Raw genomic sequence first — 23,118 nt, 5'->3', positions numbered from 1 at the left:
GCTGTGCAGTTTTTAATTCCGCAAAAATCGTCCAGCAAGGATGAACGGAGGAAGACAATGACCCAGAAGAAGGCCGTGCTCGTGATCGGCGCCGGCGACGCCACCGGCGGCGCGATCGCCCGCCGATTTGCCCGCGAGGGCTACATCGCCTGCGTCACGCGCAGGAATGCGGACAAGCTGGCGCCGCTGGTGGCGCAGATCGAGGCCGAAGGCGGCACCGCGCATGCGTTCGGCTCCGACGCGCGCAAGGAGGAGGACATGACCGCGCTGTTCCGGGAGATCGAGACCAATATCGCGCCGGTCGAGGTCGCCATCTTCAACATCGGCGCCAACGTGCGCTTCGACGTGGTGGACACTACCGCGCGCGTCTATTTCAAGGTCTGGGAAATGGCCTGCTTCGCCGGCTTCCTGATGGGCCGCGAAGCGGCCAAGGCAATGCTGCCGCGCCAGCGCGGCTCGATCTTCTTCACCGGCGCCACCGCCAGCCTGCGCGGGCGCGCGGGCTTTTCCGCATTCGCGGGCGCCAAGCACGGCCTGCGCGCGCTGGCCCAGTCGATGGCGCGCGAGCTCGGCCCCAAGGGCCTGCATGTAGCACACCCGATCGTCGACGGCGCCATCGACACGGAGTTCATCCGCGAGAATTTCCCCGAGCGCTACAAGCTCAAGGAACAGGACGGCATCCTCAATCCGGAGCACATCGCCGACGCCTACTGGATGCTGCACCAGCAGCCGCGCGACGCATGGACGCACGAGCTGGACCTGCGCCCCTGGATCGAGAGCTGGTGATGCCGCGGCAGGCCGGCGGCCCCCCAGCGCGCCCGGCCTGCCCTTGCCCGCGCCGCTCATCCTCCCGCGACAAAAAACAGAGACACAAAGACAGAGACCGACAAATGCCCGACGTGAAAGTGCAGTTCCTCTTCGATTTCGGCAGCCCCAACGCCTATCTCAGCCACAAGGTCATCCCCGCCATCGAAGACCGCACCGGCGTGCAGTTCGAATACGTGCCGATCCTGCTGGGCGGCCTGTTCCGCCTGACCGGCAACCGCTCGCCGGCCGAAGCGTTCGGCGGCATCAAGAACAAGCCCGAATACGACCTGCTCGAAATGCGCCGCTTCATCCGGCGCCACGGCATCGCCGGCTTCCGGCGCAACCCGCACTTCCCCGTCAACACGCTGCAGATCATGCGCGGCGCGGTGGCGGCCCAGCGCGACGGCTTCTTCGCCAAATACGTGGACGAAGTCTTCGCCGACATGTGGGAGCGCGAAAGGAAGATGGACGAGCCGGACGTCATCAAGGCGGCGCTGGATGCGGCGGGGCTCGACGGCGCGCACCTGCTCGCCCGCATCCTCGATGCCGACGTGAAGGCGCAGCTGCTTGCCAATACGCAGGACGCATTCGAGCGCGGCGCGTTCGGCTCGCCCACCTTCTTCGTGGACGGCGAAATCTATTTCGGCAAGGACCGGCTGCGCGACGTGGAAGAGGAAATCGCGCGCCGCCGCGGCGGCTGAAGCGCCAGGCGTCCGCGCGCGGCGCGCAGAGGCTATCATCGGGTCCGATGCATCCCGCGCCCGGCCATCGCCGATGGCCGCGGCGCACACCTCCGCGGGAGACCCCCATGCTGCTCTTGACCATCGAAGAATGGCTGGCGACCAGGACCGAGCCGAACGTCGACACCTTCGTCAGCTCGCGCACGCGCCTGGTGGCCTACGCAACCCGGCTGGAACTGAGCGACGCGCTGCGCCTGCTCAAGCGCTACAGCGACGTCTACAAGCAGAAATACTCGATGACGGCGGTGGCGTTCCGCCTGGTCAGCGTGGCGCAGATCGCCGACAACACCGACGAACAGGCGTTGCGCGACCTAGATGTCCAGATGATCGCCCGCGACTTCGCCGACCGGCTGGCCGACGCCTAGGCATGGCAGCCGTGTCAGACAGCCACCGATGGTAAATCCGCGCCGGCTGCGCACAATAGAGCCATATTCGGCTACAGGAAACGCCATGCCCGCGCAATATCTTCATGTCAGGCCCTACGGCGACGGCTGGGATGTGATCCACGACGGTGCCCGCTACGCCAACTCGCACCATGCCACGCAGGAAGCCGCCATCCGCGCCGGCACGCGCGACGCGCGCCGGGAAGGGGTGGAGCTGCTGATCCACGAGGCCGACGGCCGGATCTGCAACCAGTGCGTGCTCGAGCAGGACGCGTTCGCGCTGGCCTGAGCCGGCTTCCCCGGCGGCCCGGCAGCTTCCCTTGCGGGGGCTGCCGGTCGCTGCCGCTAGCTGCCGGCAACTGCCCAGGCCTCACCGGGCCCGGGCCGCGCCCGGCCACAGCCGCACGGCCAGCGCCGCGCCCGCGGTGCCGGTCGACAGTGCCGTGACCGCCACCCATCCCCACTGCGCCAGCAACACGCTGCCCAGCGCGGCGCCGGTCGCCATGCCGATGAACATGCCGCCGAACAGCACCGCATTGAGGCGGCTGCGCGCGCCCGGCTCGATGCCATAGACGATGGTCTGGTGCGCCACCAGCGTCACCTGCACGCCCAGGTCGAAGCCCAGCGCGCTGGCGCCGATCAGCCACAGGCGCGCATGCGGCGCCACCAGCGGCGCGAACAGCATCATCGCGAACGACAGCGCGGTCAGCGCGGTGCCCAGGCGGGTGACCAGCTCCGGCCCGCGGCGGTCCGCCAGGCGGCCGGCCAGCGGCGCGGCCAGCGCCCCGGCAGCGCCGGCCAGGCCGAACGCGCCGGCGGCGGCGCTGCCCAGGTGGAACGGCGCGCCATGCAGCATGACCGCCAGCGTCGACCAGAACGCGCTGAACCCCACCGACAGCATCCCCTGCGCCAGCGCCGCGCGGCGCAGCGCGCCGTGCTTGACCCACAGCTTGCCGAGCGAACCGAGCAGCGCCCGGTACGGCAGGTGCGTGGTGGGCCGGAAGCGCGGCAGCCCGCGCCAGGCCACCAGGCCGATCAGCGCGATGCTGGCCGCCGCGATCACATACATGGCGCGCCAGCCGAAATGCTCGGCCACGAAGCCGCTGGCCACTCGCGACAGCAGGATGCCGAGCAGCAGCCCGGTCATCACCGTGCCGACCACCTTGCCGCGGTGCGACTCCGGCGCCAGCGTGGCGGCCGCCGGCACGATGTCCTGCGCCATCGTCGCCGCCAGGCCCGTGGCCAGGCTGGCGGCCAGCAGCAAGCCGATGCCCGAGGCCGCGCCGCCGACCAGCAGCGCGACGCTCAGCGCGGCGGCCTTGGCCAGGATGATGCGCCGGCGGTCGTAGCGGTCGCCCAGCGGCGCCAGCAGCAGGATGCCCAGCGCATAGCCCAGCTGCGTGAGCGTGGGCACCAGGCCGACGGTAGCCTCGGAGGCGCCGATGTCGGCACCCAGGACCCCCAGCATCGGCTGGCTGTAGTAAAGCGCCGCCACCGACAGGCCGGCACCGGCGGCAAGCAGCAGGATCAGGCTCGCCGGCAGGCGCGGCGCCTCGCTCTCATGGTGCCGGGCGCCCGGGTGCGGGTCGGCGGCGGCTGGTACGGCTTGGACGGATGTCATGGTGTTTACCCTTGGCTCGAACAGAGGCCCCGAGTGTGCGGTCATGGCGGCGCGCATGGTAGTACCGCGCTTCGCACAACTGATATACGCTTCGCGTATGAAAGGCGCCCCCACCCCTCCCCAGCCCCCCGCGACGCCCGCGACGCCCGCGCGCAGCGCGGCCCAGCCGGCTTCGGCCTCCACGGACCGCGTCGAGCTGATGCAGACCTTCGTGCGCATCGTCGAGGCTGGCAGCCTGTCGGCGGCCGCCGCGCAGATGGGCACCACCCAGCCCACCGTCAGCCGCCGCCTGCAGATGCTGGAGCGCTCGCTGGGCCTGCGCCTGCTGCAGCGCTCCACGCATGCGATGAAGCTGACCGAGGATGGCGAGCGCTGCTATGGCCGCGCCAAGGAACTGGTGGGCAGCTGGGAAGCCTTCGAGGCGGACCTGCGCGGCGCCCGCGACGAGCCGGAAGGCACGCTGCGCGTGGTGGTGCCGCACGCATTCGGCCAGCAGCAACTGGTGGGACCGCTCTCGGAGTATCTGGGGCGCCACCCGCGCGTGAACGTGGAATGGCTGCTGCACGACCGCACGCCCGATTTCATCGCCGACGGCATCGACTGCGCCATCCACGTGGGCGAGGTCAGCGATCCGGCCGTGGTGGCCATCCATCTCGCGGAGGTGCCGCGCATCGTGGTGGCGGCGCCGTCGCTGCTGGCGGGCGCCGCGCCGCCGACGCAGCCCGACGTGCTGGCCGCGCTGCCCTGGCTGTCGATACGTACCTTCTACCGCACCGAGGTGTCGCTCACCCACGCGGCCAGCGGCGAGACCCGGCAACTGGCGTTCCGCCCGCGCGTGAGCACCGACAGCCTCTATGCGCTGCGCAGCGCGGCCCTGCTGGGGCTCGGCGTCTGCGTGGCCTCGGCGTGGATGCTGGCCGACGACATCGCCCAGGGCCGCCTGGTCCACCTGGTGCCACAGTGGCAGGCATCGTCGCTGCCGCTGCAGCTGGTCTACCCGTATGCCCGTTTCTACCCCGCCAAGCTGCGGCGCTTCGTGGAAACCATGCGCGAAGCGGTGCCGCGGGCGATGGCGGCCACCGCCGGGGCAGCGGGAAGGTGACTGCGCGGCACGCAGCGGAACCGGCGTCCGCCGCGCGATGTCGAACCCTGCGGCATTCACCATATCGGGAACCCGCCATGCGCTCCGCTATCCGCTCCTGCCTCACCGCCGCCGTGCTGGCGGCCCTGCCCCCGATGGCCGCGCTGGCCGCCTCCCCTGCCGCTCCTTCCGCCCCGCCTGCCGCCTCGCCTTCCGTCCCCGCCGAAGGAAAGCTCTCGGTCACCTTCGTCGACGCGCAGCACTACACCGACGCGGCCTATACGCATCCCTACGCCAGCGACAAGGATCTGGCCGCGGTCGAGGGCGACATCTTCCGCCACCTGCAGAAACTGGCCAGGCGCGGCCTGCCGCCCGGCGACACGCTCAAGATCGAGGTGCTCGACATCGACCTGGCCGGCCGCTTCGAGCCGTGGCGCTTTCCGGGCACCGACCTGCGCGTGGTGCGCGACATCACCTGGCCGCGCATGACGCTGCGCTACACGCTCAGCCGGGGCGACCGCGTGCTGGCCAGCGCCGAGGAACGGATCTCCGACATGAATTTCATGATGTCGGCGAACCTCTATCCGGACAGCGATCCGCTGCGCTACGAAAAGGCCATGCTGGACGACTGGTTCGACACCCGCATCGTGAAGCGGGTGGCCACGCAGGCCTCGCGCGCGGAACCGGGTTAGCAGCAAGCGGGGCCGGCAAGCGCGGCCGGCGCGCGCTGCCTGTAGGACGCAGCCCGATTGCCGGGGGCGCGCGCGCCGCCTACGCTTCGTGCATGAGGTACTTGCCCGCAAGGGCACGCAGAGGTACGCAAATGCTCGAGGATTTCGCGGTACTGCCCACGCGGGCGGGCTGGGTGCTCAAGGCGGCCGGCGCGGCCACCGCGATCGTGCAATACGATACGCGCGAGGAAGCGGAACAGGCCGGCGCGGCGCTGGCCCGGCGGCATGCGGTCAGGCTCATCGTCGAAGAACCCGAATGCCGCGCCGAAGCGGCCCTCGCCGCGCCCTAGGCGCGGCGCCACCGGCAATCGCCAGCAACGGCCAGCAACGGCCGGCAGCCGGCCTCAGACCGAATCGGGCACCTTGTCCAGGTCCGCAAGCCACACCACCGACTCCGAATCGCTCGGCGCGCGCCAGTCGCCGCGCGGCGACAGCGAGCCGCCCGAGCCCACCTTGGGCCCGTTCGGCACGCACGAGCGCTTGAACTGGCTGGTGCGGAAGAAGCGGTCGAGGAAGATGCGCAGGTTGCGCTTGATGTCGGCCACTTGGTATTGGTTGCGCGCCACGTGCTGGCCTTCGGGCCAGTTGCCCCGCTCGCGGTCGCCCCAGGCGCTGAGCGCCAGGAAGGCGATCTTGCTCGGCGTGAAGCCGAAGCGCAGCGTGTAGTACAGGTTGAAATCCTGCAGTTCGTACGGCCCGATGAAATGCTCGGTCTTCTGCTGCGGCGCGCTGGCCGAGTCTCCCGGCACCAGCTCCGGGCTGATCTCGGTCTCCAGCACGTCGATCAGCACGTCCGAGCCGGCCTCGCCGATCTGGCCGGTCTCGGCCACCCAGCGCACCAGGTGCGAGATCAGCGTCTTCGGCACGCTGGCGTTGACGTTGTAGTGCGACATGTGGTCGCCCACGCCGTAGGTGCACCAGCCCAGCGCCAGTTCGCTCAGGTCGCCGGTGCCGATCACGATGGCCTGGTTGTGGTTGGCGAAGCGGAACAGGTGGTTGGTGCGCTCGCCGGCCTGCACGTTCTCGAAGGTCACGTCGTAGACCGGCTCGCCCGCCGCATACGGATGGCCCAGGTCCTTGAGCATCTCGATGCAGCTCGGGCGGATGTCGATCTCCTTCGCCACGCAGCCCACCACGTCCATCAGCTTGCGGGCCTGCACCAGCGTGCGGTCGCTGGTGGCGAAGCCCGGCATGGTGATGCCGATGATGTTGCTGCGCGGCAGCCCGAGCCGGTCCATCGCCTTGGCGCAGACCAGCAGCGCGTGCGTGGAGTCCAGCCCGCCGGATACGCCGATCACCACCTTGCGGATGCCGCTGGCCGACAGCCGCTGCACCAGCGCCTGCACCTGGATGTTGTAGACCTCGTGGCAGCGCTCGTCGCGGCGCCGCGCGTCGGACGGCACGTAGGGAAAGCGCTCGAGCTTGCGGCGCAGCGGCAGCGCATCCTGCGTGCCGATGCCCGCTTCATAGCCGATCACCCTGAACTTCGCCACCTCGGCGGCATGGCGCCGCACCGAATGGCCGAACGTGGTCTGGTGCATGCGCTCGCGCGACAGGCGCTCCAGGTCGACGTCGGCAAAGGTCAGGTGCGCCTCGTCGGCAAAGCGCTCGGACTCCGCCAGCAGCTCGCCGTTCTCGTAGATCAGCGCCTGCCCGTCCCAGGCCAGGTCGGTGGACGACTCGCCCTTGCCCGCCGAGCTGTACAGGTAGGCCGCCAGGCAGCGCGCCGACTGCTGGCTGACCAGCTGGTGGCGGTAGCCCGACTTGCCCACCACGATATTGGACGCCGACAGGTTCACCAGCACCGTGGCGCCGGCCAGCGCCGCGAACGACGACGGCGGCACCGGCACCCACACGTCCTCGCAGATCTCCACGTGGAAGCGGAACGAGGCGATGTCCCCGGCCTCGAACAGCAGGCCCGCGCCGAACGGCACCTTCTGGCCCAGCAGCTGTATCTCGTCGACCGAGGCGTTGTCGGCCGGGCTGAATTGGCGGGCCTCGTAGAACTCCCAGTAGTTCGGCAGGTAGCTCTTGGGCACCACGCCCAGGATGCGCCCGCCGGCCACCACCGCGGCGCAGTTGAACAGCAGGTGCTCCACCCGCAGCGGCAGCCCCACCACCAGCGTGGTGGCGAGCGTGCGCGAAGCCTCGACGATCTCGCCCAGCGCCGCCTCGCAGGCATCGAGCAGGGCGCGCTGGTGGAACAGGTCGTCGCAGGTGTAGGCGGACAGCCCGAGCTCGGGAAACGCCACCAGCGCCGCGCCCTGGCCGGCCGCCTGCCGCGCCAGCGCGATCGTGCCGGCCGCGTTGAAGGCCGGGTCCGCGACGCGGCAGACGGGCACGCCCACCGCCACGCGGGCGAAGCCGTGGGAATAGATATTGAGGAATTTGTCGGTCATCTCGTTCGTCCTTGCGCCTGGCCGCGTCCGGCGGCCGGCGCGGGGAAAGGCGCGGCGGCGCGAGCGCGCCGCCCGCGTGGCAACGGTGCAATTCTACGATGCGCGCCGGCCGCGCGCGCGGGGCGCTATGCGCCGCGCACGGCCGGCCGCCCGGCGGTGGCCAGCAGCGTCTGCAGCTGGCCCAGCTCCAGGGGCTTGACCATGTGCGCGTGAAAGCCCGCGCCCTGCGTGTCCGCCTGGTCGGCCGGCTGCCCGAACCCGGTCATCGCCACGAACATGGTGCCGGACAAGCCCGCGTGCGCGCGCAGCAGCTTCAGCAGCTCGTAGCCGTCCATCACCGGCATGGCGATGTCGATCAGGGCAAGATGCGGCAGGAAGCGCGCCGCCAGCGCCTGCGCGGTTTCGCCCTCGTAGGCCACCCACACCTCGTGCCCCAGCATTTCCAGCAGCATGCCGAGGCTGTCGGCGGAATCGCGGTTGTCGTCCACCACCAGCACGCGCAGCGCGCCGGCGGGCGCGGCGGCCCCGGGCTGCGCCACCGGCTGCTCCGGCGGGGTGCACGGCAGCCGCACGGTGAAGGTGCTGCCCTTGTCCGGTCCCGCGCTGGCCGCGCTGATGGTGCCGCCGTGCAGCTCCACCAGCGAGCGGCACAGCGACAGCCCGATGCCCAGCCCGCCATTGAGCGCATGGCCGGCGGGCGTGCGCTGCACGAACAGGCGGAAGATGTCGTCCAGCGCCGTGGCGGGGATGCCGCAGCCGGGGTCCGACACATGCAGCTCCAGCAGCCGGCCGCTGACGGCGGCGCGGACCGCGATCCGGCTGCCCGCCGGGGAAAACTTCGAGGCATTGTGCAGCAGGTTCTGCAGCACCTGGACCAGGCGGGTCAGGTCGCCGCGGAACGTCACCGGCTGCGCCGGCAGGCTTACCTCCACCTGCTGTCCGCGCAGGTCCAGCGCCGGGCGCGCGGATTCGATGGCGCGCTCCACGAGGTCGTGCAGCTCCACGTTGCGCAGGCGCAGGCCGACCTTGCCCGAGGTGATGCGCCCGACGTCGAGCAGGTCGTCCACCAGCCGCGTGAGATGGCTGATCTGGCGGTCGATCATGTCGCGGCAGCGCACCGCGTCCGGGCCCAGGCTGGTATCGAGCCGCAGCAGGTTGACCGCGTTGCGCACCGGCGCCAGCGGGTTGCGCAGCTCGTGCGAGAGCGTGGCCAGGAACTCGTTCATGCGCCGGCTCGATGCCTCGATCTCCTCGAGCCGCTTGCGCTCGCTCATGTCGCGCACCACCTTGGCAAAGCCGCGTATCGTGCGGTCCTCGCCGAAGATCGGCGTGATGGTCACGTTGGCCCAGAACTGCGAGCCGTCCTTGCGCACGCGCCAGCCCTCGTCCTCGAAACGGCCTTCGTCGACGGCGCGCCGCAGCTCGTATTCCGGCCAGCTCCTGGCGACGGCCTCCGGCGTATAAAACGCCGAGAAATGGCGGCCCAGGACTTCGGCCGCCGCATAGCCTTTCATGCGCTGCGCGCCCGGGCTCCAGCTCGAGACATGGCCGCTCGCGTCCAGCGTGTAGATGGCGTAGTCCTGGATGGCATTGACCAGCGCGCGGTAGTCGGTCTCGCCCGGCTTGTCCAGCGGATCGAGCTGGGCAAGCTGGTCCGGCTGGCCGCGCACGGCGGCTGGCGCAAGCTGCGCGGGCGCCTCGCCGACGACGGGCGGCACGGGACAGGCGGTCGGGCGGCTAGGCTCTTTCATGGCAGTCGGCATGGGCTCAGGGGAACGGCGGACCGCCGCCTTCGGCAACGGTCCGCCGCGATACGCAGCGCACACAAAATTGTGGCACGGTTTGGCCCCGCCTGCGCTGCCATCTCGCATGCCGCCCGGCCCGCGCCCGGGCCAGCGCGCCGGCGCGGACCGCAGCTATGGCTGCGCGCCCGGCTTGTCCTTGCGCACGAAGCTCACGGTGCCGTCGCGCTCCACCACGATGCGCGCGATATCGTCGGTGGACTCCGAGTGCAGCGAGCCGCGGATGTTGGTGGCGAGGTCCTCCTGGCTGATCAGCGCGCGCCGGACCGCCTCGGGGTCCAGCCGGCCATCGCGCAGCAGCTCGATGGGCCGGCCGCCCACCACGCGGTCGAAGCCGGCATGGCGCACCGAGATCCAGCCGATCATCCGGTGCAGCAGCACCAGCACCAGCGACGACGCCAGCGCCGCCGCCATCGAGGTCGCCCCCACCACCGCGCGCGACAGCACGGCGCCCAGCAGCAGCATGATGCACAGGTCGAACGACGTCTTCTGCGCGAACGAGCGGCGCCCGGCGATGCGCAGCAGCGCCCACGCCGCCAGGAATACCACGGCCGCGCGCACCGCGGCCTGCCACCACAGCAGGTGTTCGTTGGTGTCGAGCAGTCCCTTCAGCAACGCTTGCAGGTCGGCATGCATGGCGGTCAACGGTGATGGGAATGCCGGTCGGAGCCGCAGGATTCGTGCCATCGGCACCCCATGAACGGTTCCTTCCCGGGGCCGCGCCCGCCCCGCCAGATACTGTATATTCATACAGTTCCGATCCATTCCGCCTTGCCAGCCGTGTCTTCCGCCCACAAGTGCGCGCCCCGGCGCACGCCGCCCCGATGATCTATGCCGTCGCCGTGCGCGCGCTGTGCGAGTTCACCGCCAAGCAGGGCGACCTCGACATCCGCTTCACGCCTTCGCCCAGCGCCGCCGAGGGGCAGGCCGCGCACGCGCTGGTGCAGGGCCGGCGCGGCGCCGGCTACCAGGCCGAGATCGCCCTGCAGGGCCAGTACAAGGACCTGCTGGTGCGCGGCCGGGCCGACGGCTACGACGCGGGCGCCAACCTGCTCGAGGAAATCAAGACCGTGCGCGGCGACTGGGCCGCGCTGCCGGAGAACCACCGGCAACTGCACCTCGCGCAGGCCCGGATCTATGCCTGGCTGATGTGCTGCAAGCTCGGCCTGCCCGCCATGCGCATCGCGGTGGTGTACTTCGACATGGCGAGCCAGCGCGAGTCGGCCTTGCGCGAGGAACGCGACGCGGCCTGGCTGCGGGCCTTCTTCGAGGAGAAGTGCGAGCGCTTCGTGGCGTGGGCGGAGCGCGAGGCGGCCCACCGCGCCGCGCGCGACGCCGCGCTGGCCGAGATGGCCTTTCCGCATGCGGCGTTCCGGCGCGGCCAGCGCGAGCTGGCCGAGGCGGTGTACCGCGCGGGGCGCGGCGGGCACTGCCTGCTGGCGCAGGCGCCCACCGGCATCGGCAAGACCGGCGGCACGCTGTTCTCCACCCTCAAGGCCGCGCCGCGGGGCGGGCTGGACAAGGTGTTCTACCTGACCGCCAAGACCACCGGCCGCCAGATGGCGCTCGACGCGGCGCAAGGCCTGCGCGCGGCCAACCCCGGCCTGCCGCTGCGCGTGCTGGAACTGGCCGCGCGCGAGAAATCCTGCGAGCATCCGGGCCAGCCCTGCCACGGCGAAGCCTGCCCGCTCGCGCGCGGCTTCTACGACCGCCTGCCCGCCGCGCGCCAGGAAGCCGCCGCGCGGCCCATGCTCGACCGCGCGGCGCTGCGGCAGGTAGCGCTGGCCCACGACGTGTGCCCCTACTACCTCGGCCAGGAAATGGCGCGCTGGGCCGACGTGGTGGTGGGCGACTACAACTACTACTTCGACCGCGGCGCCATGCTGCACGGCATGGCCGCCGCCGGCGACTGGCGCGTGGCGGTGCTGGTGGACGAAGCCCACAACCTGCTCGAGCGCGCCCGCAAGATGTACTCCGCGGAGCTGGACCCGGCCGTGCTGCCCGGGCTGCGCCGGGCCGCGCCGAAACCGCTGGCCGGCGCGCTGCGCCGTCTCGGCACGCAATGGCGCGCGCTGGGCCGCGCCCGGGAAGCCGCGGACACGGCCGATGCGGCCGGCGCCGGCATCCCGCCCGCGTTCCTCGCCGCGCTCGAGCGCACCGCCGCCGCCATCCTCGACCAGCTCGCCGAGGCGCCCGCCAGCGTCGGCCCCGCGCTGCAGCGCTTCTACTTCGACGCGCTGCACTTCTGCCGCCTGGCCGAGTCGTTCGGCCCGCATTCGGTGTTCGACGTCGGCAACGACGGCACCGCGCAGGGCCGCCCCGCGGTGCGCAACCTCATCCCCGCGCCCTTCCTCGCGCCGCGCTTCGGCGCGGCGCGCAGCGCCACCCTGTTCTCGGCCACGCTCTACCCCGCGCGCTTCGTCTGCGACACGCTCGGCCTGCCCCGCGACACGGTATGGCTGGAAGTGCCCTCGCCGTTCCGCGCCGGCCAGCTTGCGGTGCGCATCGCCAGCGGCATCTCCACGCGCTACCGCGACCGCGCGCGCTCGGTGCGCCCCATCGCCGAACTGCTGGCCGCGCAGTACGGCGAGCGCCCGGGCAACTACCTGGCGTTCTTCAGCAGCCACGACTACCTGCGGCAGGTGGCGGACGCGTTCGAGCTCGGCTGGCCCGGCATTCCCGTGCGGCGGCAGGCGCGCGCCATGAGCGAGGCCGAGCAGGCCGGCTTCCTCGCCGCCTTCGAGCCCGGCGGCCGGACCCTCGGCTTCGCGGTGCTCGGCGGCGCCTTCGCCGAAGGCGTCGACCTGCCCGGCGACCGCCTGGTGGGCGCCTTCATCGCCACGCTCGGCCTGCCGCAGTTCAACGAGGTCAACGAACTCACGCGCGAGCGCATGGAAGCCCAGTTCGGTCACGGCTACGAATACGGCTACCTCTATCCCGGCCTGCAGAAGGTCGTGCAGGCCGCCGGCCGCGTGATCCGCACCGAAGCCGACCGCGGCGTGGTCCACCTGATCGACGACCGCTTCGCGCGCCCCGAGGTGCGGGCGCTGCTGCCGGCATGGTGGGAAGTGCAGGCCGCCGGCAGCCGCGCGCCGGCACGCCCGGGCGCTGGCATGGATTCTGCGGACCAGACTGATCCCTGACACTGCCCCCGCCGCCGGCCCCGGCCGCGCGTGCGCGGGCCTGGAAATAGGAGGCAGTCATGAAGCGTTTCGAGGACAAGGTGGTAATCGTTACCGGTGCCGGCTCGGGCATCGGCGCCGGCACGGCGCTGCGCTTCGGCGCCGAGGGCGCGAGCGTGGTGCTGGCCGGGCGCACGCGCGAGAAGCTGGAGAAAACCGCGGCCGGCATCCCGCACGGCAAGAGCCTCGCGCGCGTGACCGACGTGGCGAAGCTGACCGAGGTCGAAGGCCTGGTGCACGACGCGCTGGCCGCGTTCGGCCGGCTCGACGTGATGGTCAACTGCGCCGGCGTGGCGCCCGACGGCCGCATCACCGAGGCCAGCGTGGCCGACTGGCGCGAAGTGATGGCGATCGACCTGGACGGCGTCTTCCACGGCTGCCGCGCCGCCATGCCCGAGCTGCTCAAGACGTGCGGCTGCATCGTCAACGTGTCGTCGGTCTCGGGGCTCGGCGGCGACTGGGGCCTGAGCTTCTACAATGCCGCCAAGGGCGCCGTCACCAACTTCACGCGGGCGCTGGCGATGGACTACGGCCGCGACGGCGTGCGCGTCAACGCGGTGTGCCCGAGCCTGACCCGCACCGGCCTGACCGAGGACATGTTCGCCGACGAGGCGCTGCTGGCCAGGTTCCACGAGCGCATCCCGCTGGGCCGCACCGCGGAGCCGGACGACATCGCCGCGGTGATCGCCTTCCTGGCCAGCGACGACGCGCGCTTCGTCACCGGCGTGAACCTGCCGGTGGACGGCGGCCTGAGCGCCTCCAACGGACAGCCGCCGCAATGAAGCGGCAGGCCCTGGGCCATGCCATGCGCCAGGTGTCCAGGTGCCCTACGTGCACTACGCCATGAGCTTGTCGAGCGTCACCGGCAGATCGCGCACGCGCCTGCCGGTGGCGTGATACACGGCGTTGGCGATGGCCGCGCCCACGCCGACGATGCCGATCTCGCCGATGCCCTTGGCACCCAGCGAATTGATGTGCGGGTCATCCTCGTCCACCACGATGATCTCGATGCTGCCGACGTCGGCATTCACCGGCACGTGGTACTCGGCCAGGTTGGCATTGGCCACGCGGCCGCTGGCCGGGTCGATCTCGGTCTTCTCCAGCAGCGCCAGGCCGATGCCCCACACCAGCCCGCCCATGAGCTGGCTGCGGCCGGTCTTCCGGTTGAGCAGGCGCCCCACGCCGTAGCTGCCGACGATGCGCTGCACGCGGATCTCGCCCAACTCCGGGTCCACGCGCACCTCGGCGAACACCGCGCCGAAGGAATGCATGGAGAAATTCTGCTTCTCGTCTCCGGGGCGAGCGCTCATCTGCACCTCGACCGGCTTGCCGCCGTTGCGGGCAAGCGGCGCGGCCACCGGTTCGCGCCGCTCGGGCGCTGAGCGGCGCAGCAGCCAGCCGTCCACGATGTCGATGTCGTCCAGCGGCGCGCCGTACAGCGGCGAGGCGGCGTCCGACATGGCCAGCTTCGCCAGCTCCAGCCGCGCCGCCAGCGCGGCGGCGCGCACCGCGGGCGACACGCTGGCGACCGACTGCGAGCCGCCCGACACCGGCGCTTCGGGGAAGTCCGTGTCGCCGAGTTCGAAGCGCACGCGCTGCGGCGGCAAGCCCAGCGCGTCGGCCGCCACCTGCGTCATCACGGTGTAGGTGCCGGTGCCGAGATCCTGCGAGCCGGAGCGCACCAGCGCCGTGCCGTCCGGCAGGATCCGCACCATCGCGCTGGCCGCCTGCCGGTTGGCCGGATAGGTGGCGGTGGCCATGCCCATGCCGACCAGCTTGCCGTCGGCCATCATCGAGCGCGGCGCCGGATTGCGCCGCGCCCAGCCGAAGCGCTCCGCGCCCAGCCGGTAGCATTCGCGCAGCGACTTGCTGGAGAACGGCTTGTCCTTGCCGGGATCACGCTCGGCATGGTTGCGCAGCCGCAGCGCGACCGGGTCCATGCCGAGCTGGTAAGCCAGCTCGTCCATCGCGGACTCCAGCGCGAAGCTGCCGCTGGCCTCGCCCGGCGCGCGCATGAAGGTGGGCGTGCCGATGTGCATCCTGGCCAGGCGGTGGCTGGTGCGCTGGTTGGGGCAGTCGTAGAGCATGCGCGTCATCAGCGCCGACGATTCAAGCCAGTCCTCCAGGTACGAGGTGCAGGCCACCACGTCGTGCTGCATGGCCTGGAGCTGCCCGTCGGCCGCGGCCGCGGCGATGAAGTGCTGCTCGGTGTCGGGCCGCGCGCCCACCTCGCCGAACATCTGGGGACGCTCGATGGCCAGCTTCACCGGCCGCCCCGCGCGCTGCGCCGCCATCGCGGCCAGCACCACGTGCGACCACACCGAGCCCTTGCAGCCGAAGCCGCCGCCGACGAAGGGGCACACCACGCGCACCTTGCCGGGCGGGATGCCGAGCGTCTTGGCCACGGTCTTGCGCGCGCCGGTCACGTACTGGGTGGAATCGTAGAGCGTGAGCGCGTCGCCCTCCCACACCGCGATGGTGGCGTGCGGCTCCATCGGGTTGTGGTTCTGCATCGGCGTGGTGTAGACCGCTTCCACGCGGACGGCGGCGGCCCGCAGCCCGGCCGCCATGTCGCCGCGCTGCGTATCGGCGGATTCGTCCTTGACCTTGTCCGGCTTGTGGGTGGTGGCCTTGTCCAGCGCGAAGTCCACCGGCGCGCTGCCGGCGCGCTCGTAGCGCACGCGCACCCGGCTGGCGGCGTCGCGCGCCTGCGCCTGCGTGTCGGCCACCACCACCGCGACGGGCTGGTTGTTGTAGGCCACCGTGGTGTCCTGCAGCAGGCTGAGGATGCGCCCGGCCGGCGGCACGCCCGCCGCGGCCTTGCCGCCCTCGGGCAGCCGCGGCGCGTTGAACGGCGTCATCACCAGGCGCACGCCGGGCATGCGCTCGGCCGCGCCGGTGTCCATGGCGACGATGCGCCCGTCGGCGATGGTGCTGGTGACCATCACCGCATGGGCCAGGTTGGGAAAGCTGTGGTCGGCCGCGTAGCGCGCGCGGCCGGTGACCTTCAGCACGCCGTCGACGCGGTCGAGGGGAGCGCCGATCATGTTCATGCCATGCCTCCCGCCACGCCCAGCGCGCGGATCACCGCGCGCCGCGCCAGCTCCACCTTGAAGGCGTTGTGCGCCTGCGGCTGCGCGCCGCGCACCATCAGCGCTGCGGCCTGCGCCGCGGCGGCGGCGTCGAGCGGGCGGCCCAGCAGCGCCTGCTCGGCCTGCGGCACGCGCCACGGCTTGTGCGCCACGCCGCCCAGCGCGATGGCGGCCGCGCGCACCGTGCCGCCGTCCATCTCCAGCCCGGCCGCCACCGAGACCAGCGCGAACGCATAGCTGGCGCGGTCGCGCACCTTCAGGTAGTGCGAGTGCGGCGCCAGGCGCGACGGCGGCAACTCCACCGCCACGATCAGCTCGCCCGGCGCGAGGTTGGTGTCGCGCTGCGGCGTGTCGCCGGGCAGGCGGTGGAAATCGCGCAGCGCGAGGCGGCGCTCGCCGCCGGCGCCGCGCGCCACCACCACGGCATCGAGCGCGGCCAGCGCCACGCTCATGTCGGACGGGTTGACGGCGATGCACTGCGCGCTCGCACCGAGGATGGCGTGGATGCGGTTCACGCCCGCGCGCGCGGGGCAGCCCGAGCCGGGCAGGCGCTTGTTGCACGCCTCGAAGCCGGTGTCGTAGAAGTAGTGGCAGCGCGTGCGCTGCATCAGGTTGCCGCCGACCGTGGCCATGTTGCGCAACTGCGGCGAAGCGCCGGCCAGCAGCGCCTGCGCCAGCAGCGGATAGCGCTCGCGCACCAGCGAGTGGCCGGCCACGTCGGCATTGCTCATCATCGCGCCGATGCGCAGGCCCCCGCCGGGCAATTCGGTCACCGCCGCCAGCGGCAGCCGGCTCACGTCGACCAGCCGCTGCGGCTGCTCCACGCCCGCCTTGACGAGGTCGAGCAGGTTGGTGCCGCCGCCGATGAAGCGCGCGCCGGGCTGCTGCGCCAGGCGCAGGGCCTCGTCCACGCTGCCGGCCCGGTCGTAGGAAAAAGCAAGCATGCCGATGCTCCTCTCAGGCCTTGCGGCCGGTGGCGACCGCGCGGATGGCCGCGACGATGTTCGGGTAGGCGCCGCAGCGGCACAGGTTGCCGCTCATGCGCTCGCGGATCTCCGCCTCGCCGAGCAGCGCGGGCAATTCGCGCGGCGGCGGCTGCACGGTGCTGGCCACGCCGGCGCGGTACTCCGCCAGCATGCCCACCGCCGAGCAGATCTGGCCGGGCGTACAGTAGCCGCACTGCAGCGCATCGTGCGCGACGAAGGCGGCCTGCATCGGGTGCAGGCTGTCGCCCGTGGCGAGGCCTTCGATGGTGACGATGTCGCGGCCCTCCTGCATCACGGCCAGCGCCAGGCAGGCATTGATGCGGCGGCCGTCGCTGAGCACCGTGCACGCGCCGCACTGGCCGCGGTCGCAGCCTTTCTTGGTGCCGGTCAGCCCCATGACGTCGCGCAGGGCATCGAGCAGCGTGACGCGCGGCTCGACCACCAGCGCGTAGACCCGGCCGTTCACGCGCAATTGCAGCTGCCGGGCCGGCGCGGCCGGCGGCGGGACCGGCTCCGTGGCTTGCGGGGCCGCCGCGCGCGCGGCGCCGGCCACCGGCACCACCGCGGCCGAGGCGGTCAGCGCGGCCGACTGCATGAAGCGGCGGCGCGCCGGGCGCGCCGGCCCCGCCGCGCCGTAGCCGCCGTCGCCACCGGCGTGGGGCTCGTGCGGCTCACTGCATTCGCTGTGCTTGCTGGTCATGCGTGGTCCTTGCGTGCGGCGCGGTGCGCGTCGGGCACAGTGGCTGCAAATTCAGTGCCCGCTTCAATCGCCGGCGCGCGCCGCTCCCGCGCGGCGCGCACGGCACGCGCCAGGCGCCGCATCCGGCGCACGCGGCCCACGGCCCGGGGCATGCCCTTGCCATGCCATTCTTGCAGCGCGTGTAGAAACTGCACTGGGCCGGCCCGCGCCGCCGCCAGCCCGGAATCGCCGGCTGCACTATCATGTCGGGCATCCGAAGACCGCATCACATGACATTCCTATCCGTGGTACCCCGCCTGGCGGCCATGCTGCTGCTGGGCGCAACGCTGGCGGCGGGACCCGCCCGCGCCGGCGCGAATCCGGGCGCCGGCCGCGCCGGCGCCTTCCCGCAACGGCCGATCCGGCTGGTGGTGACGTTCCCGCCGGGTGGCGGCACCGACACGCTGGCGCGCATCGTCGGCACCGAGATCGGCCGCAGCCTGGGCCAGGCCGTGGTGGTGGACAACCGGCCCGGCGCCAGCGGCAACATCGGCGCCGAGCTGGTGGCGCACAGCGCGGCGGACGGCTATACGCTGCTGGTGGTCAACAGCAGCTTTGCCATCAATCCGGCCGTGTTCGGCAAGCTGCCGTTCTCGCCGCGCAAGGATTTCGGCGCGGTCATCGCCTTTGCCTCGGTGCCATCGGTGATCGCGGTGCCGGCGCATTCGCCCATCCACGGCTTCGCCGACCTGCTGGCCGCGGGCCATGCGCCGCATCCGCCCAGCTATGCCTCGTGCGGCAACGGCACGCCGCAGCACCTGGCCGGCGAGCTGCTCAAGATCTCGGCGCGGATCGACCTGCTGCACATTCCCTACAAGGGCTGCGCGCCGGCGCTCACCGACGTGCTGGGCGGCCAGGCCGACATCAGCATCAATACGCTCACCAACACCCTGCCCTACCTCAAGAGCGGCAAGCTGCGCGCGCTGGCGGTGACCTCGCGCCAGCGCTCGCCGTTCCTGCCGGAGGTGCCGACCGTCGGCGAGCTGGGCCTGCCCGGCTACGACGTGGACCAGTGGTTCGGCATCCTGGCGCCGGCGCGCACGCCGCCCGAGGTGGTGCGCAAGCTCAACGTGGAAATCGCGCGCGCGGTCGCCCGGCCGGAGATCCGCGCCAACCTGGCGCAACTGGGCTTTGCCGCCACCTACAGCACGCCGGCCGAATTCCAGGGCGTGGTCGACGCCGACATCGCGCGCTGGCAGAAGCTGGCGCTGCGGATCGGGCTGCGGGCGGACTAGCGGCGCGCGCCGGATTCGGCGGCAAGATGCGGAGTGACCCGATGCCGCCGGCGAGGTAGCCTTGCGCATCAGCGTTTATGGCAGGGGAGTCCATCGTGACAGTCATGCAGGCGGGCGCGGCGCGGGTCGACATGCTGCGCTGGGAGGCCATCGGGCAGGAACTCGACCAGCACGGCTACGCCGTCGTCGCGGGCCTGCTGGCGCCGCCGGCGTGCGACGCGCTGGCCGCGCTCTACCCGCGCGACGAGCTGTTCCGCTCGCGCGTGGCGATGAGCCGCCACGGCTTCGGCCGCGGCGAGTACAAGTATTTCGGCTATCCGCTGCCCGGCCCGGTCGAGGACCTGCGCGGCGCGCTCTATCCGCACCTGGCGCCGGTGGCCAACCGCTGGCACGCCGCGATGGGCATCGGCGCGCGCTACCCGGAGCGGCACGCCGATTTCCTGCGGCGCTGCCATGAGGCGGGGCAAACGCGCCCGACCCCGCTGCTGCTGCAATACGGCCCGGACGACTACAATTGCCTGCACCAGGATCTCTATGGCGAGCATGTGTTCCCGCTCCAGGCGGCGGTCCTGCTGTCCGAGCCGGGCGAGGACTTCACCGGCGGCGAGTTCGTGCTGACCGAGCAACGCCCGCGCATGCAGTCGCGCGCGGAGGTGGTGCCGCTGCGCAAGGGCGACGCGGTGGTGTTCGCGGTGAACCAGCGCCCCGTGCAGGGCGCGCGCGGCAGCTACCGCGTCAGGCTGCGCCACGGCGTGAGCCGGCTGCGCTCCGGCCGGCGGTATGTGCTGGGCATCATCTTCCACGACGCCGCGTAGCCACCTGGCCACCTGGCCACCTGCGGGAATTCGACCGCAAGCGCCGGAGTGCGCGGCGCGCGGCGGCGGCATACAGTGAGCCCATGACGAAACCGACCCGCACCCCGCTGCGCATCCCGACCGAACACGATCCCCGCTGGGCCCGCGTGCTGGCGCGCGACCCGGCGGCCGACCGCGATTTTGTCTATGCCGTGAAGACCACCGGCGTCTACTGCCGCCCGAGCAGCGCCTCGCGCCTGCCGCGCCCGGAGAACGTGGAGTTCTTCGACACGCCGCAGGCCGCCGAGGCCGCCGGCTACCGCCCCAGCAGGCGCGCCGCCGCCGACCAGTCGGCCACGGCGGCGCAGCACGCGGCGCTGGTGGCCGAAGCGTGCCGCCGCATCGAGCAGGCGGGCGAGCCGCCCGCGCTCGACACGCTCGCGCGCGCGGCCGGCCTGAGCCCGTTCCATTTCCATCGCGTGTTCAAGGCCGTCACCGGGCTGACGCCCAGGGCCTATGCCGGCGCGCATCGCGCGCGCCGCCTGCGCGACGGCCTGGGCCGCGCCGGCTCGGTGACCGAGGCCATCTACGAAGCCGGCTTCAACTCCAGCAGCCGCTTCTACGAGGCCGCCGGCCAGATGCTCGGCATGACCGCCAGCCGCTACCGCGCGGGCGGCGCCGACACCCACATCCGCTTCGCCGTGGGCGAGTGCTCGCTCGGCGCCATCCTGGTCGCGCAGAGCGAGCGCGGCGTCTGCGCGATCCTGCTCGGCGACGATCCCGATGCGCTCGCGCGCGAACTGCAGGACCAGTTTCCCCGCGCCAACCTGATCGGCGGCGACGCCGGCTTCGAGCAACTGGTCGCGCGCGTGGTGGGCCTGATCGAAGCGCCATCGCTGGGCCTGGACCTGCCGCTCGACGTGCGCGGCACCGCGTTCCAGGAGCGCGTGTGGCAGGCGCTGCGCGAGATCCCGCCCGGCGCCACCGCGAGCTATGCAGAAATCGCCGCGCGCATCGGCGCGCCCAAGGCAGTGCGCGCGGTGGCGCAGGCCTGCGGCGCGAACCATATCGCCGTGGCCATCCCCTGCCACCGCGTGGTGCGCAGCGACGGCCAGCTCTCGGGCTACCGCTGGGGCGTGGAGCGCAAGCGGGAACTGCTCGAACGCGAGAAGCAGGCCTGATGGCCTGACGGCCTGGCCCCGCTCACTCGCCGGTGAAGCGCGCCGGGCGGCGCTCGATGAAGTGCGCCACCCCCTCCTTGAAGTCGGCGCTCTGGATGCTGGCGAACATCGCCTCGTTGGCGTCCCGCGTGGCCTCGGCCAGGCTCTGGAACGGCACGTCGCCCAGTTGCCACTTGATCACGCCGAGCGAGCGCGGCGAGACGTTCTGCGCCAGGTCTTCGGCGTAGCGCAGCGTCTCGGGCAGCAGGCTGTCGGCATCGTAGAGCCGGTTCACCAGTCCCATCTGCAGCGCTTCCTGCGCCGGAACCTTGCGCGCCGAATAGAGCAGGTCGGCCGCGTGGCCCGGCCCCACCACGCGCGGCAGCATCCATGCGATGCCGTGCTCGGCGATCAGGCCGCGCTTGGCGAACGCGGTGCTGAAGGCGGCCTTGTCGCTGGCGAAGCGGATGTCGCTGTACAGCGCGAACACCAGCCCGAGCCCGGCCGCCGCGCCGTTGACGGCGGCGATGACGGGCTTGCGCATGGCCGGGAAGTAGCCGTAGCGGGTCTGGTAGTCGGGGCGCCGGTTCATGTCGAACGGGCGCATCCATTGCGCGGCGCGGATGTCGCCGGGCGGCAGGATTTCCAGCTCGTCGATGTCCATGCCGGCGCAGAAGCCGCGGCCGGCGCCGGTGAGCACCACCACGCGCACGGCGGCGTCGCGGTCGGCCTCTTCCATGGCCTGGCGCAGCTCGGCCTCCATGACCCTGGTCAGCGCGTTGAGCTTGTCGGGCCGGTTGAGCGTGACGACGGCGATGCGGCCGTCGGTGCCGGCGCGGGAAAGCTGGATTTCGTTGTACATGGTTGTGTCCCGGTCGGGTCCTGGTTCAAAGGGGTATTCAGACGGGCAGCTGGATGGACTTGGGCTCGAGGAACTCCTCCAGCCCGTAGGCGCCGCCTTCGCGGCCGACGCCCGACATGCCGAAGCCGCCGAACGGCGCCAGCGCGTTGAAGCGGCCGCCGTTGACGTCGACCTGCCCGGCGCGCAGCTCGCGCGCGACCGCCACGCCCTGCTCCGCCGTGGCGGCCCACACCGTGGCGGCGAGGCCGTAGGGCGTGGCATTGGCCAGCGCGATGGCGTCGTCCTGCGAGTCGTGGCAGAGCACCGCCAGCACCGGCCCGAACACTTCCTCGTTGGCCAGGCGGCTGTCGGGCGGCACCTCGCCGAACACCGTGGGCGCGACGAAATGCCCGCTGCCCGGCACCGCGGCCGCGCTGCCGCCGGCCACCACGTCGCAGCCGGCCTGCTCGGCTGCGCGGATGAAGTCCAGCACGCGCGCCTTCTGCGCGGCCGAGAGCAGCGGCCCCACGCGCGTGGCGGGGTCGGCGGGGTCGCCCAGCGTCAGCGCCGCCACGCCCTCCCGCAGCAGCGCGCGGCATTGCGCGTAGTCCGCGCGCGGCACCAGCAGGCGCGTGGTGGCGCTGCAGGTCTGGCCGCTGTTGAGCATGCACGAGGCCAGCGTGGCCTTGACCGCGCGCGCGAGGTCCGCGCCGGGCAGCACCACGGCCGCCGACTTGCCGCCCAGCTCCATCGACAGCCGCTTCATGTCGCCGGCCGCGGCCGCGGCGATCCGGCGCCCGACCGCGGTGGAGCCGGTAAACGACAGCATGGCCACGCCGGGATGCGCCACCAGCGCCTCGCCGACGGCGGCGCCGCCGAGCACCACGTTGAGCACGCCGCCGGGCAGGCCCGCGCGTTCGGCGGCCGCGATCAGCCGCGCGGTGGTGGCCGGCGCCAGCTCCGACGGCTTGAGCACCACCGTGCAGCCGGCCAGCAGGGCCGGCGCGAGCTTGGCGGTGATCTGGTGCAGCGGGTAGTTCCACGGCGTGATGGCCGCCACCACGCCGGCGGGCTCGAGCACGATGCGCGAGTTGCCCACCGTGCGCTCGAAGGCGAAGCTGTCCGCCAGCGCTGCGGTGGCGCGCCACGCGGCCACCGGCGCATCGACCTGGATGCGCTGCGCCAGCTTGAGCGGCATGCCCACCTCGCGCGAGATCTCGCGTGCGAGTTCGCCCGACACGGCCTCCAGCGCGTCGGCGATGGCCAGCAGGAACGGCGCCCGGCCGCGCGCGCCGAGCGCGCGCCACGCCGGCAGCGCCAGCCGGGCGGCGCGCACGGCGGCGCCCGCGTCGGCCTCGTTGCCGAGCGTCACGGTGGCCAGCGGCGCGCCGGTGGCGGCATCGCCGACATGGACCTCGCCGGCCGGCGTGGCGGGCACGCGCGCGCCGCCGATGTAGTGGTGGGCGATCCGCATTCCGGCAGCGGCCGCCGGCGTCGCGGTGGTCGCTGCATCTGCCGCTGTCAT

General features: G+C 72.2%; 21 protein-coding genes. 12 read left to right on the top strand and 9 right to left on the bottom strand.

Annotation, left to right across the window (positions count from 1 at the left end; translation table 11 throughout):
• The first annotated feature begins 57 nt into the window (after positions 1 to 57).
• The 4 genes from ACKI2N_RS22055 (at position 58) to ACKI2N_RS22040 (ending at position 2,219) form a co-directional block, all read left to right on the top strand.
• Complete coding sequence (locus ACKI2N_RS22055; protein ID WP_420995637.1) at positions 58 to 786, top strand: SDR family oxidoreductase; 729 nt, start codon at positions 58 to 60, stop codon at positions 784 to 786.
• A gap of 104 nt (positions 787 to 890) precedes the next feature.
• Positions 891 to 1,508: a 2-hydroxychromene-2-carboxylate isomerase gene (locus tag ACKI2N_RS22050; RefSeq protein ID WP_420995636.1), complete on the top strand. Its 618-nt coding sequence runs from the start codon at positions 891 to 893 to the stop codon at positions 1,506 to 1,508.
• A gap of 107 nt (positions 1,509 to 1,615) precedes the next feature.
• Positions 1,616 to 1,912, top strand: coding sequence for a hypothetical protein (locus ACKI2N_RS22045; RefSeq protein ID WP_420995635.1), 297 nt, complete (start codon positions 1,616 to 1,618; stop codon positions 1,910 to 1,912).
• An 85-nt stretch (positions 1,913 to 1,997) separates the two neighbouring features.
• Positions 1,998 to 2,219, top strand: coding sequence for a DUF2188 domain-containing protein (locus ACKI2N_RS22040; RefSeq protein WP_420995634.1), 222 nt, complete (start codon positions 1,998 to 2,000; stop codon positions 2,217 to 2,219).
• Positions 2,220 to 2,300: 81 nt separating this feature from the next.
• Here ACKI2N_RS22040 and ACKI2N_RS22035 read toward each other — a convergent pair whose 3' ends face one another.
• Positions 2,301 to 3,551, bottom strand: coding sequence for an MFS transporter (locus ACKI2N_RS22035; RefSeq protein WP_420995633.1), 1,251 nt, complete (start codon positions 3,549 to 3,551; stop codon positions 2,301 to 2,303).
• A 97-nt stretch (positions 3,552 to 3,648) separates the two neighbouring features.
• On the opposite strand from ACKI2N_RS22035, the gene ACKI2N_RS22030 reads away from it, so the two are divergent.
• The 3 genes from ACKI2N_RS22030 (at position 3,649) to ACKI2N_RS22020 (ending at position 5,653) form a co-directional block, all read left to right on the top strand.
• Positions 3,649 to 4,653 (top strand): LysR family transcriptional regulator, encoded by a 1,005-nt coding sequence (locus ACKI2N_RS22030; RefSeq protein ID WP_420995632.1) that lies wholly within the window; start codon positions 3,649 to 3,651, stop codon positions 4,651 to 4,653.
• A 77-nt stretch (positions 4,654 to 4,730) separates the two neighbouring features.
• Positions 4,731 to 5,324, top strand: a complete 594-nt coding sequence (locus tag ACKI2N_RS22025; protein ID WP_420995631.1) for a DUF3016 domain-containing protein — start codon at positions 4,731 to 4,733, stop codon at positions 5,322 to 5,324.
• Between the two features lie 131 nt (positions 5,325 to 5,455).
• Positions 5,456 to 5,653: a DUF2188 domain-containing protein gene (locus ACKI2N_RS22020; protein WP_420995630.1), complete on the top strand. Its 198-nt coding sequence runs from the start codon at positions 5,456 to 5,458 to the stop codon at positions 5,651 to 5,653.
• A gap of 54 nt (positions 5,654 to 5,707) precedes the next feature.
• Here the strand turns inward: ACKI2N_RS22020 and ACKI2N_RS22015 are convergent, their stop codons facing one another.
• From ACKI2N_RS22015 to ACKI2N_RS22005, 3 genes are all read right to left on the bottom strand, one after another.
• Positions 5,708 to 7,762, bottom strand: coding sequence for an NAD(+) synthase (locus tag ACKI2N_RS22015; RefSeq protein WP_420995629.1), 2,055 nt, complete (start codon positions 7,760 to 7,762; stop codon positions 5,708 to 5,710).
• 125 nt (positions 7,763 to 7,887) lie between these two features.
• A complete protein-coding gene (locus ACKI2N_RS22010; protein WP_420995628.1) occupies positions 7,888 to 9,513 on the bottom strand; it encodes an ATP-binding protein in 1,626 nt (541 codons plus the stop codon).
• 165 nt (positions 9,514 to 9,678) lie between these two features.
• Positions 9,679 to 10,200, bottom strand: a complete 522-nt coding sequence (locus ACKI2N_RS22005) for a DUF421 domain-containing protein (protein ID WP_420995627.1) — start codon at positions 10,198 to 10,200, stop codon at positions 9,679 to 9,681.
• Positions 10,201 to 10,388: 188 nt separating this feature from the next.
• On the opposite strand from ACKI2N_RS22005, the gene ACKI2N_RS22000 reads away from it, so the two are divergent.
• Together ACKI2N_RS22000 and ACKI2N_RS21995 are read left to right on the top strand one after the other, a co-directional pair.
• Complete coding sequence (locus ACKI2N_RS22000; protein ID WP_420995626.1) at positions 10,389 to 12,707, top strand: ATP-dependent DNA helicase; 2,319 nt, start codon at positions 10,389 to 10,391, stop codon at positions 12,705 to 12,707.
• Between the two features lie 59 nt (positions 12,708 to 12,766).
• The gene (locus ACKI2N_RS21995; RefSeq protein ID WP_420995625.1) at positions 12,767 to 13,528 is read left to right on the top strand and encodes an SDR family NAD(P)-dependent oxidoreductase; all 762 of its coding nucleotides are present in this window, start codon (positions 12,767 to 12,769) and stop codon (positions 13,526 to 13,528) included.
• A gap of 54 nt (positions 13,529 to 13,582) precedes the next feature.
• Here the strand turns inward: ACKI2N_RS21995 and ACKI2N_RS21990 are convergent, their stop codons facing one another.
• The 3 genes from ACKI2N_RS21990 to ACKI2N_RS21980 are packed head-to-tail and all read right to left on the bottom strand — an operon-like array spanning position 13,583 to position 17,524.
• Positions 13,583 to 15,799 (bottom strand): xanthine dehydrogenase family protein molybdopterin-binding subunit, encoded by a 2,217-nt coding sequence (locus ACKI2N_RS21990; RefSeq protein ID WP_420995624.1) that lies wholly within the window; start codon positions 15,797 to 15,799, stop codon positions 13,583 to 13,585.
• Positions 15,796 to 16,782: an FAD binding domain-containing protein gene (locus tag ACKI2N_RS21985; RefSeq protein WP_420995623.1), complete on the bottom strand. Its 987-nt coding sequence runs from the start codon at positions 16,780 to 16,782 to the stop codon at positions 15,796 to 15,798. The genes ACKI2N_RS21990 and ACKI2N_RS21985 overlap by 4 nt, the downstream gene beginning before the upstream one ends.
• Positions 16,783 to 16,795: 13 nt before the next feature.
• The gene (locus tag ACKI2N_RS21980) at positions 16,796 to 17,524 is read right to left on the bottom strand and encodes a (2Fe-2S)-binding protein (protein ID WP_420995622.1); all 729 of its coding nucleotides are present in this window, start codon (positions 17,522 to 17,524) and stop codon (positions 16,796 to 16,798) included.
• Positions 17,525 to 17,793: 269 nt separating this feature from the next.
• Here ACKI2N_RS21980 and ACKI2N_RS21975 point away from each other — a divergent pair, with 269 nt between their 5' ends.
• The 3 genes from ACKI2N_RS21975 (at position 17,794) to ada (ending at position 20,773) form a co-directional block, all read left to right on the top strand.
• On the top strand, positions 17,794 to 18,798 hold the full coding sequence (locus ACKI2N_RS21975; RefSeq protein WP_420995621.1) for a tripartite tricarboxylate transporter substrate binding protein: 1,005 nt from the start codon (positions 17,794 to 17,796) through the stop codon (positions 18,796 to 18,798).
• Positions 18,799 to 18,929: 131 nt separating this feature from the next.
• The gene (locus ACKI2N_RS21970; protein WP_420995691.1) at positions 18,930 to 19,613 is read left to right on the top strand and encodes a 2OG-Fe(II) oxygenase; all 684 of its coding nucleotides are present in this window, start codon (positions 18,930 to 18,932) and stop codon (positions 19,611 to 19,613) included.
• A gap of 83 nt (positions 19,614 to 19,696) precedes the next feature.
• A complete protein-coding gene (ada, locus tag ACKI2N_RS21965; protein ID WP_420995620.1) occupies positions 19,697 to 20,773 on the top strand; it encodes a bifunctional DNA-binding transcriptional regulator/O6-methylguanine-DNA methyltransferase Ada in 1,077 nt (358 codons plus the stop codon).
• Between the two features lie 22 nt (positions 20,774 to 20,795).
• Here the strand turns inward: ada and ACKI2N_RS21960 are convergent, their stop codons facing one another.
• Both ACKI2N_RS21960 and ACKI2N_RS21955 read right to left on the bottom strand, forming a co-directional pair.
• Positions 20,796 to 21,614, bottom strand: a complete 819-nt coding sequence (locus tag ACKI2N_RS21960; protein WP_420995619.1) for an enoyl-CoA hydratase — start codon at positions 21,612 to 21,614, stop codon at positions 20,796 to 20,798.
• Positions 21,615 to 21,651: 37 nt separating this feature from the next.
• A complete protein-coding gene (locus ACKI2N_RS21955; RefSeq protein ID WP_420995618.1) occupies positions 21,652 to 23,067 on the bottom strand; it encodes an aldehyde dehydrogenase family protein in 1,416 nt (471 codons plus the stop codon).
• Positions 23,068 to 23,118 lie beyond the last annotated feature (51 nt).

The organism is Cupriavidus sp. 30B13, from assembly GCF_049059565.2.
Classification (GTDB): domain Bacteria; phylum Pseudomonadota; class Gammaproteobacteria; order Burkholderiales; family Burkholderiaceae; genus Cupriavidus.
The sequence above is the reverse complement of the archived record's forward strand: the minus strand, read 5'-3'. Positions and strand labels throughout refer to the sequence as shown.